15 protein-coding genes and 1 tRNA gene are annotated in these 19,903 nt (G+C 35.6%); 6 read left to right on the top strand and 10 right to left on the bottom strand.

Annotated features, from left to right (window positions below; all coding sequences use genetic code 11):
* Positions 1 to 73 precede the first annotated feature (73 nt).
* From EKL97_RS08280 to EKL97_RS08265, 4 genes are all read right to left on the bottom strand, one after another.
* Positions 74 to 943 carry a cation diffusion facilitator family transporter gene (locus tag EKL97_RS08280; RefSeq protein WP_126555878.1) on the bottom strand — a complete coding sequence of 290 codons (870 nt, stop codon included), beginning with the start codon at positions 941 to 943 and terminating at the stop codon, positions 74 to 76.
* A 113-nt stretch (positions 944 to 1,056) separates the two neighbouring features.
* Entirely contained in the window at positions 1,057 to 2,367 is a 1,311-nt protein-coding gene (gene murA / locus EKL97_RS08275; protein ID WP_126463175.1) for a UDP-N-acetylglucosamine 1-carboxyvinyltransferase, read from the bottom strand.
* 104 nt (positions 2,368 to 2,471) lie between these two features.
* A complete protein-coding gene (locus EKL97_RS08270; protein ID WP_126463173.1) occupies positions 2,472 to 3,197 on the bottom strand; it encodes a DUF4290 domain-containing protein in 726 nt (241 codons plus the stop codon).
* A gap of 86 nt (positions 3,198 to 3,283) precedes the next feature.
* On the bottom strand, positions 3,284 to 3,568 hold the full coding sequence (locus tag EKL97_RS08265) for a DUF493 family protein (protein ID WP_126463171.1): 285 nt from the start codon (positions 3,566 to 3,568) through the stop codon (positions 3,284 to 3,286).
* Positions 3,569 to 3,715: 147 nt separating this feature from the next.
* Between EKL97_RS08265 and EKL97_RS08260 the strand changes: the two genes are divergently transcribed.
* From EKL97_RS08260 to EKL97_RS08240, 5 genes are all read left to right on the top strand, one after another.
* A complete protein-coding gene (locus EKL97_RS08260) occupies positions 3,716 to 4,255 on the top strand; it encodes an AAA family ATPase (RefSeq protein ID WP_126463169.1) in 540 nt (179 codons plus the stop codon).
* A gap of 59 nt (positions 4,256 to 4,314) precedes the next feature.
* A complete protein-coding gene (locus EKL97_RS08255) occupies positions 4,315 to 6,210 on the top strand; it encodes an ATP-dependent DNA helicase RecQ (protein WP_126568631.1) in 1,896 nt (631 codons plus the stop codon).
* Complete coding sequence (fmt, locus tag EKL97_RS08250; RefSeq protein ID WP_126568630.1) at positions 6,210 to 7,157, top strand: methionyl-tRNA formyltransferase; 948 nt, start codon at positions 6,210 to 6,212, stop codon at positions 7,155 to 7,157. Before EKL97_RS08255 ends, fmt begins: the two co-directional genes overlap by 1 nt.
* A gap of 179 nt (positions 7,158 to 7,336) precedes the next feature.
* Positions 7,337 to 7,609, top strand: coding sequence for an HU family DNA-binding protein (locus EKL97_RS08245; protein WP_073017033.1), 273 nt, complete (start codon positions 7,337 to 7,339; stop codon positions 7,607 to 7,609).
* A 119-nt stretch (positions 7,610 to 7,728) separates the two neighbouring features.
* Positions 7,729 to 8,289: a YqgE/AlgH family protein gene (locus tag EKL97_RS08240; protein ID WP_126568629.1), complete on the top strand. Its 561-nt coding sequence runs from the start codon at positions 7,729 to 7,731 to the stop codon at positions 8,287 to 8,289.
* Here the strand turns inward: EKL97_RS08240 and EKL97_RS08235 are convergent.
* Positions 8,286 to 9,125: an aminotransferase class IV gene (locus EKL97_RS08235; RefSeq protein ID WP_126568628.1), complete on the bottom strand. Its 840-nt coding sequence runs from the start codon at positions 9,123 to 9,125 to the stop codon at positions 8,286 to 8,288. The two genes, EKL97_RS08240 and EKL97_RS08235, sit on opposite strands and share 4 nt — an antisense overlap.
* A gap of 54 nt (positions 9,126 to 9,179) precedes the next feature.
* Positions 9,180 to 9,572, bottom strand: a complete 393-nt coding sequence (locus EKL97_RS08230) for an START-like domain-containing protein (protein WP_126463160.1) — start codon at positions 9,570 to 9,572, stop codon at positions 9,180 to 9,182.
* Between the two features lie 152 nt (positions 9,573 to 9,724).
* Here EKL97_RS08230 and EKL97_RS08225 point away from each other — a divergent pair.
* Positions 9,725 to 9,801 (top strand) — tRNA-Met (locus EKL97_RS08225).
* 264 nt (positions 9,802 to 10,065) lie between these two features.
* On the opposite strand, the gene EKL97_RS08220 is transcribed toward EKL97_RS08225, so the two are convergent.
* The 4 genes from EKL97_RS08220 to EKL97_RS08205 form a co-directional block, all read right to left on the bottom strand.
* Positions 10,066 to 11,142 carry a PorP/SprF family type IX secretion system membrane protein gene (locus tag EKL97_RS08220; protein ID WP_126555887.1) on the bottom strand — a complete coding sequence of 359 codons (1,077 nt, stop codon included), beginning with the start codon at positions 11,140 to 11,142 and terminating at the stop codon, positions 10,066 to 10,068.
* A gap of 13 nt (positions 11,143 to 11,155) precedes the next feature.
* Positions 11,156 to 17,875 (bottom strand): PKD-like domain-containing protein, encoded by a 6,720-nt coding sequence (locus EKL97_RS08215; protein WP_126568627.1) that lies wholly within the window; start codon positions 17,873 to 17,875, stop codon positions 11,156 to 11,158.
* A gap of 136 nt (positions 17,876 to 18,011) precedes the next feature.
* Positions 18,012 to 18,500 carry a hypothetical protein gene (locus tag EKL97_RS08210; protein ID WP_126568626.1) on the bottom strand — a complete coding sequence of 163 codons (489 nt, stop codon included), beginning with the start codon at positions 18,498 to 18,500 and terminating at the stop codon, positions 18,012 to 18,014.
* A 33-nt stretch (positions 18,501 to 18,533) separates the two neighbouring features.
* A complete protein-coding gene (locus EKL97_RS08205; protein WP_158614921.1) occupies positions 18,534 to 19,694 on the bottom strand; it encodes a restriction endonuclease subunit S in 1,161 nt (386 codons plus the stop codon).
* Positions 19,695 to 19,903: the final 209 nt, after the last annotated feature.

Genomic DNA, 19,903 nt, shown 5'->3' with positions numbered 1-19,903 from the left:
AACATAACGAATTAAAAAAAGGCACTCGAAAATAGTTTTGGTGCCTTTTTTAGTTTTATCATACACCACAATATTAATCATTTGGTTCCACATGAATCAACACCTGTCCCAATTCCGGAATTTCCTCTAGCAAAGTATCCTTTAGTTTATGAGCCAGATCGTGTCCTTCTTTCACGGTAATATTTGAATCAACAGTAGCATGCAAATCTACATGATATTGCATGCCGGCTTTTCGAATAAAACATTTCTCGGTATCGATAATTCCGTCAACCTGAATGGAAACCATTCGGATTTGAGCTATTAAATCGTCGTATAAATGTTCGTCCATTATTTCGCCCAAAGCGGGTCTAAAAATAAGGTAACTGTTATAAAGTATGAATCCCGAAGCAAAAAGTGCAGCCCAATCATCCGCAGATTCGTAACCATCCCCTAAAATCAAGGCAATCGAAATTCCAACAAATGCCGCCACAGAAGTTATGGCATCACTTCGATGGTGCCAAGCATCAGCTCGTAGTGAGGAACTATTGGTTTGAATGCTTCTTTTCATCACCAGTCGAAACGAATATTCTTTCCAAATAATAATTGCAGCCAGAACGAGTAATGTCCATGGTTTTGGTAATTGATGTGGCGTTCCAATATTTACAATACTTTCATAGGCAATAATTGTGGCCGAAGTAATCAAAAAACCTACCACCAGAAAAGTAATCAAAGGTTCTGCTCTACCATGTCCGTACGGATGATTTTTATCCGCTGGCCTGTTGGAATATTTAATTCCGAACAACACCAAAAAAGAAGCAAAAATATCAGTCGTTGATTCAATTGCGTCTGCAATTAGTGCATACGAATTTCCGAAAAAACCGGCCAACCCTTTAATAATAGCCAGGCAAGTATTCCCTATAATGCTAAAATAAGTCGCCTTGATCGCTGTTTGTTCGCTTGACATGCGCTTTGTTTAAAGATGAAATAAAAGTAAAATCGTTTAAGTAAACCGAATTAAATTTTAGATTTAAATTCTTTCTGGCTTACTTAAACGAAAATTTTTATGATTTATGTTATTTATGCACGTACAATATTTGCACCAATAGCTCTCAATCGTTCGTCAATACGTTCGTATCCTCTGTCGATTTGTTCAATGTTTTGAATTGTACTCGTTCCTTTTGCGGAAAGCGCAGCAATCAATAATGAAATTCCCGCACGAATATCCGGTGATGACATTGTGGTGGCTTTGAGCTGCGATTTGAAATCATGCCCCATCACAACTGCTCTATGCGGATCGCACAACATAATTTTTGCTCCCATATCAATCAATTTATCCACAAAGAACAATCTGCTTTCAAACATTTTTTGGTGAATCAAAACATCACCTCTTGCCTGAGTGGCAACTACAAGCACAATACTCAATAAATCCGGAGTAAATCCGGGCCAAGGTGCATCAGCAATTGTCAAAATAGAACCGTCAATATCTGTTTTTACTTCATATCCATCTACGTGAGCAGGAATGTATATATCATCGCCACGACGTTCCAGCGTAATTCCAAGTTTTCTAAAGGTCGTAGGAATAACACCAAGGTTGTCCCAGCTGACATTTTTTATTGTAATCTCTGATTTTGTCATTGCAGCCAGGCCAATCCAGCTCCCAATTTCAATCATATCTGGAAGAATTCTATGCTCGCAACCACCTAAACTTTCAACTCCTTCAATAGTCAATAAGTTAGACCCAACTCCAGTTATTTTAGCTCCCATAGAGTTCAACATCTTACACAATTGTTGCAAGTAAGGTTCACAAGCTGCATTATACACTGTTGTTTTTCCTTTGGCCAAAACGGCAGCCATAACAATATTTGCGGTTCCGGTTACGGAGGCTTCGTCTAATAACATATCGGCCCCTTTTAATCCTTTTGGTGCTTCAACGCCATAAAAATGATCTTCTCTGTTGTAACGAAATTTAGCGCCCAGATTGATGAATCCTTCAAAATGCGTATCCAATCTTCGGCGGCCTATTTTATCACCACCTGGTTTTGGGATATATCCTTTTCCAAATCGTGCCAAAAGTGGCCCAACAATCATAATAGAACCTCTTAAAGAACCGCCTTCTTTCTTGAATGCTTCGGTTTCCAGATACTCTATATTCACTTCATCAGCTTGAAAAGTATACGAGCCTGATCCATTTTTTTGAATTTTTACTCCTAAATTTCCTAGAAGCGTAATTAGTTTATTGATGTCAATAATATCAGGAATATTATTGATAATTACTTTTTCAGGTGTTAAAAGAACGGCACATAAAATTTGCAACGCTTCATTTTTTGCCCCTTGTGGCGTGATTTCTCCTTTTAGACTGATGCCACCTTCTATTTTGAAAATTCCCATTTTTTACAGTTATGAGTTATAAATTATTAGTTATGAGTTAAAAAGTTACGAGCTAAAAGTAATAGAACAAAATTCAAAACTTATAACTCCAATTTATAACTGACTTACAAAGGTTTCCTATTTTGGTTCTTGTGAATCGGATTTGGTTTTCCTGTTTTTGTATTCTTATTGCTAAGAATTTTGGGTTGTCCTACCGGCAATATTTTATTCGAAACCCGCTTATTGGTTCGTAATAAATCAGTGGTATTTAATAATTCCTCTGAACTTTGAATCAAATTCAACTTGCCATCAGAGAGTTCAAATAAATGTTCAAAAATGACATCATCTTTTACTGTGTCTTTGTTCCAACTCAAATATGATTTTTTCATGTGATTGGCAATTACTTTCACCAAGGCACTTTTCATATCGCCATCTTCCCATTTATTGGCCACGTCAATCATGTATTTTATGTTGTTGCCGTAATACCTGTATTTAGGAAAATTCTGAGGATAACTCAACACATCCGGTTTCAGCTGCAAGACTTCGCGAGATGGAGTTGGGTAGGGCGAATCCGCCACTAGTTTAAAATCAGACATTATGAAAATTTGATCCCATAATTTGTGCTGAAAATCAGGAACATCACGCAAATGCGGATTCAAGCTACCCATGACCTGAATAATGTATTTTGCCGCTTTATTGCGTTCTACATCATCTTCAATTTTAGTTGCCTGATCAATTAATTTTTGCAAATGACGCCCGTACTCCGGAATAATCAAATGCGATCGCTCTGCATTGTATTCCAAATGATGCACTACATCGTTCGCATTTTCTTTACTATATTTTGAATTCATATTTGAATGTATATATTTTTTTGATTTACGTGTTTTCTTTTTCGAATAGTGGAATCATTCGAACACCCATCCCAATTTTTTTATATCTAAAGAGAAACAATGCCTTTTATTGTAGAGACTTCTAGGTATTTATCTACTATTTCTTGTGCATCTTTCACAGTCACATCAACAGATATACTGGTAAATTTGCCTGTTTTGGATTTTGTGGTTTTGATAACTGCTCCCATACAATCAAAAGCCAACTCAACACGTTCTACATTATCACTTTCTGTTGGCACAATAAATTTAAATAAATATTCTGCTGGCCATGTATTGCTCATATCCAACTCTACTTTTAATCTATCGTAAAATTCTTCCGTCTTCTTATCCATTTTTTATTTAAAAATAAAGGCAAATATACGGTTTCAAACGTGAATTATGAATTTTGAAATATGATTTTTTGTCTAATCGCACTTTAACCGCAATGATTTTTTCAAATCCCAATAAGTTTAAGTAAATTTGCCCCTTATTTTTTAAAAGTGCAGAAAGAAATTATAGTTATCATTGGCGGTCCAGGAACCGGTAAAACTACTATCATCGATGGATTGATAGCTCAGGGACATTGTTGTTATCCCGAAATTTCCCGGGAAGTAACATTGGAAGCAAAAAAACAAGGAATCGAGCAATTATTCCTAGAAAAACCACTGTTATTCAGCGAATTGCTTCTTGAAGGAAGAAAAAAACAATTTCAAAATGCTTCTAAAGAAATCCACGATATTGTATTTATAGACAGAGGAATTCCGGATGTTTTGGCCTATATGCATTACATAGGCGATAGTTATCCTGCTACTTTTGATACGGCTTGCCGCGAACACACCTACTCAAAAATATTCATACTCCCACCTTGGGAAGAAATTTATATCAGCGACCACGAACGTTATGAAAACTTCGAACAAGCGAAACTCATCTACAATCATCTCACTGAAACCTATGAAAATTATGGGTACAAACTCATAGAAGTTCCAAAAGATACGATGGATAACCGAATTCTTTTTATCTTAGATGAAATTTCCAGATAGTCTGCAGGTTTAGGATCTATGCTTTGGACTGTTTTTCAATGAAATGAAATCTATACTCTATGCAAGAAGCAGAAGCTATTCTTCAAAAATATTGGAAGCACAACAAATTCAGGTCACTGCAAAAGGAAATCATCGATTCCGTTTTAAGTGGTCAAGATACTTTTGCATTGATGCCAACCGGCGGTGGAAAATCAATTTGTTTCCAGATTCCGGCAATGATGAAAGAAGGCATTTGCCTGGTTATCTCGCCATTGGTAGCGCTCATGAAAGATCAAGTCGCCAATTTGCAACAGCGAAACATCAAAGCCATAGCGCTGACAGGCGGAATTCGATCCGAAGAAATGATTGATTTATTGGACAATTGCCAATTCGGAAATTACAAATTCCTTTATTTATCGCCAGAGCGTCTTCAATCCGATTGGATTTTAGAACGAATAAAAAATCTTCCCATCCATTTAATCACAATCGATGAAGCGCATTGCGTTTCCCAATGGGGACATGATTTCCGACCAGCTTATTTAAAAATTTCAGAACTAAAAAAGCATTTTCCAACAGTCCCGTTTTTAGCCTTGACCGCTACTGCAACGCCAAGAGTCAAAAAAGATATCATCGCAGAACTGGGACTACATAAACCACAGATTTTTGAAAAATCATTTGCCAGAGAAAATATTGCTTATATGATTTTTGAGGTCGAGGATAAACTGTTCCGAATCGAACAAATCCTGAAGAAAAATCCACAACCTTCCATAATATATGTACGAAACAGGAAATCGTGTCTGGATATTTCCTCTCAATTGAATTCATTAGGATTTAAAGCTACGTATTATCACGGCGGACTTTCGTCCAAAGAAAAAGATAAAAACATGGAGTCCTGGATGAATGAGGATGTACAGGTTATTGTGGCAACCAATGCTTTTGGAATGGGAATTGACAAAGCCAATGTAAAAACGGTCATTCACATTCAGCTTCCGGAAAATATGGAAAATTATTATCAGGAAGCCGGACGTGCGGGTAGAAACGGAGAAAGAGCTTTTGCGGTTTTATTAACCAGTCCCTCTGACATCATTCAGGCTCAAAGCCAATTTATCACTATTCTTCCTGATAAAAAGTTTTTGAATCTCATGTATGTCAAGCTTTGCAACTATTTTCAAATCGCTTACGGAGAAGGAATCAATGAACAGTTTACCTTCAATTTACATCATTTTTGTTTAAAATATGAATTCCCAACCTTAAAAACGTACCATGCAATGCAATTCCTGGACCGACAAGGAATTATTAGCCTGTCTCAAGAATTTTCAGAAAAAATCACCATGCAGTTTCTTATTCCCTCCAAAGAAGTGATTCGGTATATGAGTTTAAATCCAAATGACGAGGAAATTATTTTAGCCATTTTGCGCACGTATCCGGGAATTTACGAAATGCAAACAGCATTCAACCTGCAACTGATTGCTAAAAAATCAAACCATAAGGAAACTGAAATTCAGGCTGTTTTACATAAATTAAAAGAAAAGAAAATTATAGAGTACCATTCGAAAAATAATGACGCCACATTAATTTTCAATGAAGTTCGGGAAGATGACAGAACCATCAATCGAGTTTCGAAGCATTTAGAAAATCAAAATCAGTTAAAAAAAGAACAGCTTCAATCCGTAATTCAGTATATAAGTAAAAAAAAAGTATGCAAAAATAAGTTGATTCTAAATTATTTTGGCGAAAAAACAACCGTTGATTGCGGCGTTTGCTCCTTTTGCATTACTAAAAAAATAAAGAAAAAAGAGGTATCGGTACTTTCCAAAGAAATAATTGCGTTATTACAAGCAGAAGATTTAAACTCAAGAGACATTCAAAATAAAACTAAAAATAGTCCAGACGAAGTTATCTTTGTACTTCAGGATTTACTAGAAAACAACACAATTTTGGTTAAACCAAATAATAAATATACTTTACGATCATAATGAAAAAATTACGAATAGTTTTTATGGGTACGCCCGAATTTGCCGTGGGAATATTAGACACGATACTTAAAAACAACTACGAAGTCGTAGGTGTCATTACTGCTGCAGACAAACCTGCAGGTCGCGGACAAAAATTAAAATACTCAGCAGTAAAGGAATACGCACTAGCCAATAATCTAACTTTATTGCAGCCTTTAAACTTAAAAGACGAAACTTTTTTAGCTGAATTAAAAGCGTTGAATGCTAATTTGCAAACTGTAGTTGCGTTTAGAATGCTGCCAAAAGTAGTTTGGGAAATGCCCTCTTTAGGCACTTTTAATCTTCATGCTTCGCTCCTGCCGAATTATCGCGGCGCGGCACCCATAAACTGGGCAATCATTAATGGAGAAACTAAAACTGGTATCACCACTTTTTTTATCGATGATAAAATTGATACAGGCGCAATGATTTTAAGTTCGGAAATTCCAATTGATGAAACCGAAAATGCGGGACATTTGCATGACCGATTAATGGAATTAGGAAGCAAGGCCGTTATTGACACTTTGGCGCTGATCGAAAAAGGAAGTGTATCGACAGTGATTCAAAAAGACACCAACGATATCAAAACAGCCTACAAACTCAACAAAGAGAATTGCAAAATAGACTGGACAAAATCAGCGCAGGAAATAAACAATCTGATCCGAGGTTTGAGTCCGTACCCAGCGGCTTGGAGTTACTTTGGCGACAAGAGTGAAGAGTGGAATGTAAAGCTATACGAAGCCAAAATAATCACTGAGGAACATAATTATGCTGTCGGGAGTTTAATTTGCACCAAAAAAGAAATGAGGGTAGCTGTAAAAAAAGGATTTATCCAAATACTTACTCTACAGTTTCCAGGCAAAAAGAAAATGAATACTTCTGAATTTCTGAACGGGATTGTATTTTCTGTTGACGCAAAAGTCTATTAACACCAACAAAAAGGGCACCTCATACACTTTAACAAGAAACAATCTTTACTTTATCAACAAAAAAAATAAGTTATCAACAAAATACTCTAAATTAACACAAAACGCTTGCAAGGAACGTATTTCCTACTAAATTTGTGTATTAACAATTTTTTTTAACCAACAATTAATAACTAATTATTATGAACAAATCAGAATTAATCGATGCTATCGCTGCTGATGCAGGAATTACAAAAGCTGCAGCAAAATTAGCTTTAGAGTCATTTTTAGGTAACGTAGGCGGAACTTTGAAAAAAGGTGGAAGAGTATCTTTAGTAGGTTTCGGATCATGGTCAGTATCTGCCAGAGCTGCAAGAGACGGTAGAAATCCTCAAACAGGAAAAACTATTCAAATCGCTGCTAAGAATGTAGTGAAATTTAAAGCTGGAGCAGAATTAGAAGGTGCAGTAAACTAATTTTTATCCTTCCTAAATATAATAAAACCTTCCATCTGGAAGGTTTTTTTATACGTTTCAACGATTTTATATGGCGCCCTTAAAATAAAAAACCTAAATTTAATGAAAAATCTAATCCGATGATAACAGATAAGATAAAAAAAGGATATTTGCTTATAGCAGAGCCTAAGATAATTGGGGATTTATCATTCAATAGATCGGTAATTTTATTAGCTGATTATAATGAAGAAGGATCCGTAGGGTTCATAATTAATAAACCTTTAAAGTACACTATCCACGATTTAATTCCGGAGATAGCGGCACGATTTAAGATTTATAATGGTGGTCCAGTAGAACAAGACAACTTGTATTTCATTCATAATATCCCTGAATTAATTCCAAATAGCATTGAAATATCTAACGGAATATATTGGGGTGGTGACTTTGAAGCAACTAAAGAGCTCATCAATAAAGGAGAGATAAGCAAAGACAATATCCGATTCTTTTTAGGATATACCGGCTGGCATGAAAACCAACTAGAGAGCGAAATGGAAAGTCACTCCTGGATTATAACGGCAAACAGCTATGAAAACAAAATAATTGGAACATCAGCCACTCATTTCTGGAAAGAACAGATTATGGAATTAGGCGGCGAATACCTAATCTGGTCTAATGCTCCAGAAAATCCATACCTAAATTAAGCATTTCGGACTATTTCGTTGAGTTTTTCTAATAATTGAGTCGATACGTGAGTCGTAAATATTTTTTTGCGGTATCGCGTTATGGGTTGAATGCCTTTTATTACGTTCGTTATAAATAATTCATCCGCTTTTTGCAGGTCAAACGGAGAGATCACTTCCTCGACAACCTCTAAAGTTTCTATTTTTTTAGCCAGACTTAAAATCTGTTTTCTCATAACGCCGTTTAAACACCCCTCAGAAACCGGCGGCGTAATCAATTTATCACCCATTAGCATAAAGATATTCCCCTGCAATGCTTCTACTACATTCTTGCTATCATTAAGTACTAAGCAATTGTCCAAGCCATTTTCATTAGCGAAAATACTTCCTGTTATATTGATAATTTTATTAGTCGTTTTGATCGACGATAGCAATTGTTTTGTGATATAGAAGTCTTTGTATAAATCTACTTCATATTCTTTCTTTTCAATTGAATACAAAGTGTTCTCAAGCGCTATTGAATGAATCAAAAAAGAAACCGTATTATTTTGCGGCAAATAATACCCGCCATCGTTTCTATATACTGTAATTCTGGCTCGGGAGGAAAGAGAGAGACCCGTTTTTTTTACTAAAGAGAGAATTTGTTCCTCCAGGTATTCCATGGTGAAATTCATTGGGATTTCCATACGTACCACCCGCATAGAAGACATTAACCTGAAATAATGATCTTCTAGAAAAAGAATTGTATTATTTACTATTTTAACTGTTTCAAAAACACCGTCACCATATAGAAAAGCACGGTTTTGAAACAATACATTGGTGTCCTGAGACACAATAGTTCCATTAAAATTAATCATAAAGAAGCCCTAAATTTTATTCAAGGCAAATATAAGTCATAAAATATGATTTTACTATACAGATCCTATTAGATGTTTAAGATCCGATATTTGATTTTCCCACAGTAATGTGGCCTCGTCTACCTCGTCTTTTTCAGCAAAATCTACTACCATTAAAGAAACGTCTTTAGTGAGTTCATCTACTAAAATATGCAATTCAAAAAAGTACTCCGTGTCTTTACTATTCTCGTCGACCCACTTGAATTTTACTTTCTCACCTGCTTTCTTAGAGGCAAGCCTTGCTTTTTCTTCGGAATCCTTCCAAATAAAAGTAAAAAATTCACCACGAGAGTTTACATTATCTGCAAACCATTCAGACAAACCTGATGGAGTAGAGATATACTGATACAATAATTGTGGAGAAGAATTTATGGGAAACTCGATTTCGTAACGTACTTTTTGATCCATGACCTACATTTAATTTTTCGGAAATATATAGAATATAACTACATAAAAAAAGTGTTTTTAAAAATATATTTTTTTATTAAAAATATAGTTGCATCCAATATTTTTATTTTTATATTTGCACCCGCATTCAGGGAAGGTTTTTCCCTAATTATGGCGAGATAGCTCAGTCGGTTAGAGCGCAGGATTCATAACCCTGAGGTCCCGAGTTCAAATCTCGGTCTCGCTACCAAAGCAAAAACCCTAACATCATTATGTTAGGGTTTTTTATTGGAAATAATTCAAAAAACATCGCACTCTGATTACTCCAGTGAGCACCGAAGTGACGAATTTTATGAATTGAGCTGATAATTCTTTAAGTATGATACAGACACTGCAAACATGCAATGTAGTTTTCATGTGTACCGCGTCTCTTTCAACCAAATTTTCAGAATTTTAATTGTTGCAGAAGATTGTAGTATGATTAATTCGTTTGATTGTTTTTTCTTTTAAAATGTTAATCATCATAATTCCTACCCCAGGGTCTTCTTGCTAAATAATTATTACAACTATGACATTCCCTACCTATCTGCCAAGTAAGCGAAAACTCATGAACTCCTTGGGTATTTTTTATTTTTGATGTACTTACATCGTAGGAATATCCAAAAGTGAAGTTATATATTTTAATAGAACCAATTAGATTTACTGAAGTAAGTATATGGCTTTCACTACTTTTAATCATAGGATTTGTTGCAGCAATGACTCCCAGAATAAATGGATTAAAATGAACAATACTACCAAAATCCAATCGATTATATTGTCCTTGTTTCATGAAATTTGATGTAAGTACTAATTTGGAATCATTCGGTAAAAATGATAAAGCGGGATTACTGTCCAGATTAAATGCATATCCACTCTGAAGAGTAATGTTCATATCTAAAGGGAGCTTACCTTGAGAGTCGAAGGCAATATTGGGAGTATTGAGATGCTTCACTGAAGCTCCGAGCCAAAAATCATCGGTATAAAGTAAAAGACCAGATGAAATATCTAAGAAATCTATTTTATTTTGTAGACCTATAAGACTTGGATCTGAACTACCATCACCAATACTACCATCGTTACTATTAATTTGATCTTCAAACAAAAGGCTTTTGAAATTAAAATTTTTAGTTCCATAACCCCCTTCTACTCCTAAAATCATTCTTAATCCGGAATAAAAATTATCTAAGTCAAGATTTAGCGAAAACACACCGTTAATTTGAGTGTAATTATAGTTTGTAAAAGCCTCATACTGATTTAGTACGGTGATACCGATTCCAATATTTTGAAGATTTGAATCATTCGGACGGGAATCTTCTGATAAATTCCCAATGGAACCATTGATAAAGGCATAATCAGTATCCACTCTTCTAACTCCATCGGGCCACTGTGTTCGGTGTAAAATTCCGGTGTTTAACGTGTTTACGGTTCCTGTAAACGCGCCGTTCTGCGTTTCAGGGACAAAATAATAGTGTGTAAAAACAGGATCTTGTGCGTTAACTTCTGTAATAAATATGGAAGTTAACAGGATATACAAAGCAAATTTTAATTTCATTCTCTGTTGTTGATTATTTTATTACTACAAAAGGGTGATTTTCAGTGACAATAGTTCCATAAAAAGTTTCTGCGCTAACTTTACAATAATAATTACCATTCTCCGCATTCTGGCCTTTTATTTTACCATCCCACCCTTTCAATGTGTCTCCGGTTTCTGAATAAATAAGTGAACCCCAGGTGTCATAAATATCCAGGCGAACATTTTTTAAGGTCTTCGCCACAGGTCTGAATGTATCATTGACAATATCGTTGTTGGGTGTAAAAGCAGTGGGAACAACCAACACATACCCCTTTTCAACGATAAAACTAATTTTTTGTACATAGATGCATCCAAACGGATAAGTAACTGTTTGTGTTACCGTATATTCTTTTGGATTTATGAAGGTATGTACTGGATTTAGATCTGTTGAAAAGCTACCGTCGCTAAAGTCCCAAATCATACTGATGTAATCACCAGTAGCGGTATTGGTAAACTGTATTGGATCCATTATAGAATAACTACCATACGTTAAATAAGAATATGATGTTACATTAAATGATGGTGTTCCAAGAGACTGCAATTTAACATTGAAGGAGTAATTTGCTTTACAGCCCAAGGCATCAGTTACATATAATATTGCCGTTCCGTTTTGACTGGTATTCATTATTTCATTATTTGAACCGCTGACCGTTCCATTGGACCAAGACAATTGGTAAGGCGGAACCCCACCCGAAACTTGGGCTACAAAGTTTTGTTTAACGTATTTGGTTTCACAATCAAATTCTGTTTTGGTTGCCACTCCAATAACGATAGGTGGCGGTCGATTGATGCTATATTGCGCCTGTTTTGAACAGCCTCTGCTATCAGTTACTGTAACCAGATAATTTCCTGCTGGAATATTCACTAAATCCTCAGTTGTAGATCCATTTGACCAAGAATACGTAAAAGGTGGTGTCCCTCCAGCAACCAGAAGATTTATTGTACCACTATTGGCATTGTCACAATCAAAGGCATTGGTAGTATTAGCGGATAAAATTAAAGGTTGAGGTTCTAATATTATAAAAGTTTTTTTGATTGCGCAAGGCTTACCATCCACGATAGTTACGGTGTAAGAGCCTGGTTTCAAATTGTTTCTAACATTTCCAGCTACTGAACTATCATCCCAAACCAATTTTACAGGAGCAATCCCTCCAATAATATTTAGATTTATACTACCATCTTGGGCACCAAAACAAGAAATGTTTTTAACTACAGGATTGATCGTAAAAATGGGGGCTTCGGGGATATTTACATTCAGTGTTTTTACACAATTATTTGAATCTGTAATGGTGATTAGATAATCACCAGCCGTAAGATTATCCTGAAACGTGCCGCTGCCAAGATTACTCCACACTATTCGATAGGGTGCAAGACCTCCATTTATAACAAGACGTATAGAAGCATCATTAGAACCATAACAGATTATTGGTGTGGTTGTGGCTGACAAAACAATGGCAGTTGGTTGGGTTAGTGTAACACTTAATACTTTAGAACAACCTGAGTTATCAGTAACCTGTACATTATAAGTTCCAGCTGAAATAGCAGTGAGATTTTTATTGGAACTTGTAAATCCGTTAGGTCCAGTCCAAGCAAAGCTATAGCCCGAAAGTGTAGGTGTTCCTCCAACTACTGCAATCTGTATCGCTCCTGTAGACTCTCCATAGCATAATATATTAGTTTGACTGATTAGGCTAACCGCTAATACAGGTGGTTCTGTTATGGTAAATGTCGCAGTTTTTGGGTTGCAATTATTAGCGTCCGATACGGTTACTTTATATATTCCGGGACTTAAATTGGATATATCATCGGTGGTTGCATAAGAAATTCCATCTTTCGTCCAAGCATAATTGTAATTTAATGTACCGCCAGTGATTGTGATTTTAATTTCACCATTGGCAGCATTAAAACAAGTAATGTCTTTTTCTAAATCAGTAGTTATACCAATATCGTCGGGTTGCGTAATATTTACTGTTTGAACCTTCGAGCAATTCTTAGCATCTGTAACGGTCAAATGATAAGTTCCTGCAATTAATCCTGTTGCATTTAACGAAGTCTGTACTGGAATTGTATCCCAAGAGTATGTCAATATTCCCGTTCCACCACTTGCTAAAACGGTAACTGCACCTGTATTATTTTCGAAACAATTTACATTGGTTTGTGAGGCTATTGAAATTATAATTCCGTTTGGTTCTGTGATCGTGGCTTGTGCTGCTGTAGTACAACCTTTAGCATCTGTAATTGTGGCTGTATACGTGCCGATTGTCAGATTTATTGCTACAGCTGAAGTTTGAACTGGTGTTGTGTTCCAAGAATAACTGAAAGGCGCTGTGCCTCCAGTAGCAGTCACAGTTGCTGAACCGGTGCTATTTCCTGAACATAAAACATCCGTTTGAGCGGTTATAGTTGCAGACATTCCTGCTGGTTCTGTTATTGTTACAGCCGTTGAAGTAGTACACCTATTCGCATCTGTAACCGTTACATTATAAAGTCCTTCTGTTAACCCGATAGCTGTTGCCGAGGTTTGAATTGGGCTGGTATTCCAAGAGTAAGAATAAGGGGAAGTCCCTCCAGTAACTAAGACAGTAGCATTTCCGTTATTTCCTCCAAAACAGCTCACGTTAGTTGAATTCGAAATCATAGCGGTCAATCCGGCAGAAGGCTGAGTAATAAGTACTGTTTGCACTTTTGAACAACCATTGGCATCTGTTAGGGTAACATTATAAGTTCCTGCTACTAATCCCATAGCTGTTGCGGTAGTTTGAATTGGAACTGTGTCCCATGAATAGTTTAAAACTCCTGTGCCTCCAGTGGCAGAGACTGTTGCAGAACCCGTACTATTGCCAAAACACAACACATTAGTTTGAGATGTAACGGTAGTGACAATAGCATCTGGTTCCGTAATTACAACCTGTTTTTGTATCGAACAAGTATTGGCATCTGTGATCGTAACGGTATAAGTTCCTGCTTTCAAACCTGACGCAGTTGCCGTGGTTTGAATTGGATTCGTATTCCAAGAATAGGTTAAAGTTCTTACACCACCACTTGCGGTTACCGTTGCTGAACCCGTTGCACTGCCAGCACAACTTACTTTAGTTTGCGTTGTAGAAGCTGTTATACCGTCGGGCTGCGTAATTACTATTCCAGAAATTGTCTTCACACTTCCATTTGCATCGGTAATTTTAATATCATAAATGCCTACCCCCAAACCCGTAAAAGTATAAGTAGTAGCTGCTGAATCAACAATACTATTAATTGCTCCACTTCCTTGCAAAGTCAATAAATAATCATAAGGTCCAACAGATTGTTGTGTAACATCTACTTTAATAGCTCCAGTCAAATAACCAAAACACAAAACATTTATTTGTGCTGCTGTATCTTCCTGGATAAGCAAAGCTAATGGTGCCGTTAAGGTAAAATTTAATATGACAGGATTACAAAGTCCATCGTTTATGGTTAATGAGTATGCGCCCGCTGGAACAAGTGAAATATCTTGACTTGAAGCCGAAAAACCGCTTGGTCCTGACCATAAATAAGTATAAGCGCCCGAACCTCCCGTAACGGTAACATTAATTGCTCCATCACTTGCACCAATAGTACTCACATTAAATCCATTAAAATTAGAAGGAATACTGGATGTTATAATGGCAGGACTTACCGTTATTTTATAAACTAAAGGCACCCCCGAACAAGAAACCGCATTATTTTTAAAAGTAGCGGTCGCAGTATAAATTACAGTTAGTGGATTTGTGGTTGAATTTACCAGCGTTTGAGTTGCTATTGTATCTGTTCCCGAAGGTGTTGCGCCAGAAATTCCCGCAGGAATAGTAGCCGTCCAATTGAAGGTAACATTTCCGGTAGTAGGACTTGATAAACTTATTAGTGAACTGTCACTTCCAGAGCACAGCGTTTGATTTACTCCCGAAAATTGGACTTTTGGAGAAGGATTAACAGTAATTATTACTGTAAATGTTGGCCCTGTACAAGTTCCAGATTTAGGAGTTATAGTATATGTAGCCGTTTGAACATCATTTGTTGGATTAATTAATGTACCCTTTATAGTTGTTTGATTTACTAAGGCTGCACCTCCAGTAATTCCTCCAGTTACCACAGGAGCCGACCATGAATAGGTGGTTCCAACCGGGACAATATTTCCCACACCGTCTGAAGGAACTATTGAAAAAGCGGTAGAGGAACAGATGGTTTGGTTTTGTGGGGTTATAATACTTGGATTAATACTCACAGTAAATGTTTCTGTTTTCTGGCAACCATTAGAATTTGTATACGTAATTATTGTAGTTCCGCTTGTGAATGCAGTAACTAGTCCAGTATCGCTAATTGAAGCGACAGCCGGATTTGAAGATGACCAAGGTGAAGTTGTGGATGCTGTTGCTGTACCTGATAATTGTGAGCTAGCACCAATACATGTAGACAATGTCCCTCCTATAACTGGTAAAGCATTTACAACTACTGTTACTGGTTTAATTATAGAACAACCGTTCGTATTCGTTGCTTTGATATAGTATGTACCTGAAACTGTAATCGCAGATGGTGCTGATATCGCTGTTGTTGCTGATGCGTTTGTCCAATAACTATAAATTAATCCGTTGTCAGAACCTAATGTTATGGCTGGTACTGTAATGTCTACAGTCCCAGGAGAACAAACTGCTAAGGGATCTGTAACAATTAAACTGGAGAATTTATTTAATGTAAAAGTAAAAGTAGCTTGACCTGAGCCTGCGCAATTTCCATTAACGACTACAGTGATATTATACGTTTTAAATGTCGTAACGTTTATTTTAGGGAACTGACTGTTAGCCGTTGTCCCGCCGATAAAACTGTAATCCGATGTAGTGACACCACTACCGGAAATAGACCATAAGAAACTTGTTGGAGCATAAGGAGCGACACTATAATTTGGCTTCGTCCCGACTTGACTAAAATCGATTGTATAATTGGGTGGTGCCTGATTGCATATTGATATTGTGTTAGGACTAAAACTTACTGTAGGGCTTCCTAAAACTTCAATAATTTTTGGTGTCGACACAACAGTTCCACAAGAATTTGTAACAGATAATTTCACAGTATAAATACCAGGATCTGTAAATACTATTTCAGGGTCTTTTGAAGCAGAATTAGACGGACTGACAAATTGATAACCAGTAGAAGGTGAAACAGTCCATAAATAGATTGGCTCTTGACAACTAAGATTAATTACATTTGAAGTATTTGTAAATTGGATTTGTGTATTTGGACAAATCGGTGTTTCTGGTGTATTCGTGAAAGTAGCTGTTGGTGAGATCTCTATTTTTATGGTTTTAGTAACTTCAGAAACAGTCTGACATAAATCGTCATTTATTGCTGTTAATTTTATTTCCCAACAACCTGGAATAGTAATTAATGCTTTGGGAATTTTCAGATTATTCGAAGAATCAATCCAACTAGAGATTTTAACCTCCGTAAAACTCACATCCCCGGGTTTTTTGTAATACCATGTAAAGGTGGCTTTATCAAGACAAGTTCCACTGCTCCCATACGACCCCAACATTGTTTTATTAGTTGCAATAATGTCTAGATTGATGCATTGCTTTGTTGATAAAAGAAATTCTGCTTTTGGGGCTAAACTTACATTTACTTTTTTCTCAACACCATTTCCATTTTTATAAAATTCAGTACAGTAATTTGCATTAGCGCCACCATTGTAAACGCCTTTATTTAAAAGAGTTTCTTTTATAATAAAATTACCATCAGTCTTAGCACATGATACCGACGTAAATGTATGAGTTATGGTTGGATTTGCCATTAATTCTGCCTGCGTTAGTTCCAATACAGGTGAACTGTCGCCAAAATCAACCCTATATTTTGAACCACTGTAATTTCTTCCAATTCCTTGATTTGTTACATCAACAGTAAATGAAACATCTACACCTACACAAACCACTTCACTTGTAGAGTTACCTAAACTTGTACCATTTCCGTGAAACAAAAACACCAAACTATACACAGATTTACTGTTCTTTTCAATTTCAAAAACATACGTTCCAATTGCTAAATTGTCAGGGATCGTTATTTCTCCATTTCCAATGTTATAGGCAATGAGAGTTTGTGTACCATTAATTACGTCTATTAAGGTTATTTTGTAATTATCCGTATTTAAATAATTGCAAACTGTAATCTTCTTTTTCGGCAAAATATTACTAGTAGCTCCTGAACTTTGTGTCAACGAACCAAATATGTTTGTTGTTTTTAAACAGGTTAAAGTACAATTAAAAAAAGAACTATTATTTGTTAAATCAGAAGTAGCAGAAGGAATATCACTACTACCTGGAACAATATTAAATGATAAAGTTTCTTCTGTGGGATATGTTTCTGGTGTTGTCCCCAAACCTGTTGTCGCTCTAACCCTTAATTTATAAGTTCCAGCAGGAAGTCCAGCAGGAAGTGTACCATTCATCACAGGAGCATAAAACTCATTTAAAGTTGTTAATATCGTTGGTGAAGTCGGAAAAATCCCTCCAACGTTAGATAATTCTAAAATAAATTGATTATCCAATTGAAATATTCCTGTTGGATTAACGATTACAGAAACTCCTGAACCAGCAGTATAATTAGCTGTATTATTAAATCTAATTAAGTTAATTGTCTGAGAGTTAACACTATATATTGCAGTAAAAAGAAGGATAAATAAAAATAGAATTTTGTAAAAGTGTTTCATTAAGTATATTTTGTTTGCTGTCAGTAATTATATTTTATCCAAATAATTAAACAGGATAATTTATTTATTCCTAAACATGAAAGTTCAAACCTACAGTTTATAATACTATCTCCTTTACGGTTTTCCGTAATGTCGTCTAAATATCATCAAAAAAATCATTTGGATCAAATGGGATATCATCATCTGGATCTTTATCATGGGCATTGACACCCGGCGGATTAAATAATCCCCAACTGTCTTTGATATAATCCCAAACATCAAAACTCGCCACCCAATCAATAAACAATAACCTGAATTCATCAATGGTATTTCTTAATAATTCGATGTAATCTTTATCAGTAATATCTTCTTCAAAACGTAAACTTCCTGCCTGCACATACAATTCTCTGGCAGCTTTACGAATAATCGCGGCGTTTTCCATTTTTATATCATACAAACCAACCCCTGCAGCACCAGCAATTTTGGCCGGAATCAGGAACGCATTTTCCATCATAAACCGTACGGTCGTTTCTTGCAGAAACTCGTTTTCTCTGGGTACAATTTCTACTAATCCCATGATGATTTTTAGGATTTGCTCTGCCTTTTGGTACAAAGGCATTTGCTTTATTTCATCGTGTTTTGACATCTTTTTTTAATTTTAGTATCAAACTATTGATTTTTATTTCCCATAACGTGGGCTTTCCTCCGCAACCATTCCTAATTCTTCCTCAACCTCACCCACACTTACTTGACCATTCATCAACATAGGCAACAACCAATCCCGAAGCGATGCGAGTTCCTGATTTTGAAAAATATTGCTTTTTATTTTATTATAAAAACCAGAAACTATTTCTTCAAATTCAATAGCAGTTTTTTTACTTGGAATAATTATTTTAGCATCTTTTAAAAATTTAAAATGTCTAGCATAACCATAATTTGATAAATCTATTTTTAATAAAGAATGAAAAAATAAGTGTTGTGGCATCTTTTCATTTTTTGACAATAAAACTTGTGTTCCATCAGCTCCACGAGCAAAATCAAAATTAATTAACTTTAATATTCTAGTGTGGTCACCAAAAAGAATTCTAGCTTTATCTGTTGTTATTACTGACCTTTTATCATTGGTATATCCTTTTATATAATTTGTACTTTGGTCTATAACAGGAATTAATCCTTTTTCTAAAATTTCAGAAGTAGGAATTTTTGTAGTTGTCGTTTCTTTAGCTAATAAAACATCAACAATTTTCATCTCCCAACCCTCAGGAATTTCCCTTTTCAACTCTTCATTCCAAACCATTTTACCGCCAGAAGTTTTATACGCTTTTCCATTGGCATCAGGAAAATCAAACTGCACAAACCAATAGTCATACAGCGTTTTTGCCATCGCTTCCAGCTCGGTATTGATGCGGTTATTGAGTTCTATTTTAGAATCTAAATCAGAAAGGACTTTGGCTATTTTTTGTTGTTCAATTAATGGTTTATATATAACATCAATTTCTCCAAAGTTTTTCAAAATAATCCTTGGAAGCGCACTTCCAGAAACATATTTTTTTGCAACAGTTACTTTTACAGAATTAGAATGTAAATAATATTTTAAATATTCAGGATTAATTTTTTTTAAGTTTGGTCGTAATATACCAATTGAAGATAATATTCCTTGTTTCTTTTCTTCTTTAATTACAAATACATGCTTTAAATAACTACCATCTTTGGCAATTAAAACGTCATTAACTAATGGAACACAATCACTTTTTAACATGTCATTATAATCTTCTTCGGAAATATATTTACAAGCGTCATAAGAGAAGCCATGATGAAGCATATCTTTTACAGAAAGCATTGGATAACCTTCTGTAATTCCTTTAGGACTATAATGTGAACCATCGGTTATTCTTGTACAAACCGTGTTCAATTTTACAAATTCGAGATTACTCATATTTCAGACCTTTCAAATTATTCTGAATTTTTACTATTTTGTTTGACCCGGAAAGGGTCGAACGTCTATAAAAAAACATACTCCAAATTGGTTCGACCCCAAAGGGGTCGGAT

Source organism: Flavobacterium sp. LS1P28 (assembly GCF_003970335.1).
Taxonomy (GTDB): Bacteria; Bacteroidota; Bacteroidia; order Flavobacteriales; family Flavobacteriaceae; genus Flavobacterium.
Note: the sequence above shows the minus strand (reverse complement) of the source record. Positions and strands in the feature narration are given on the sequence as shown.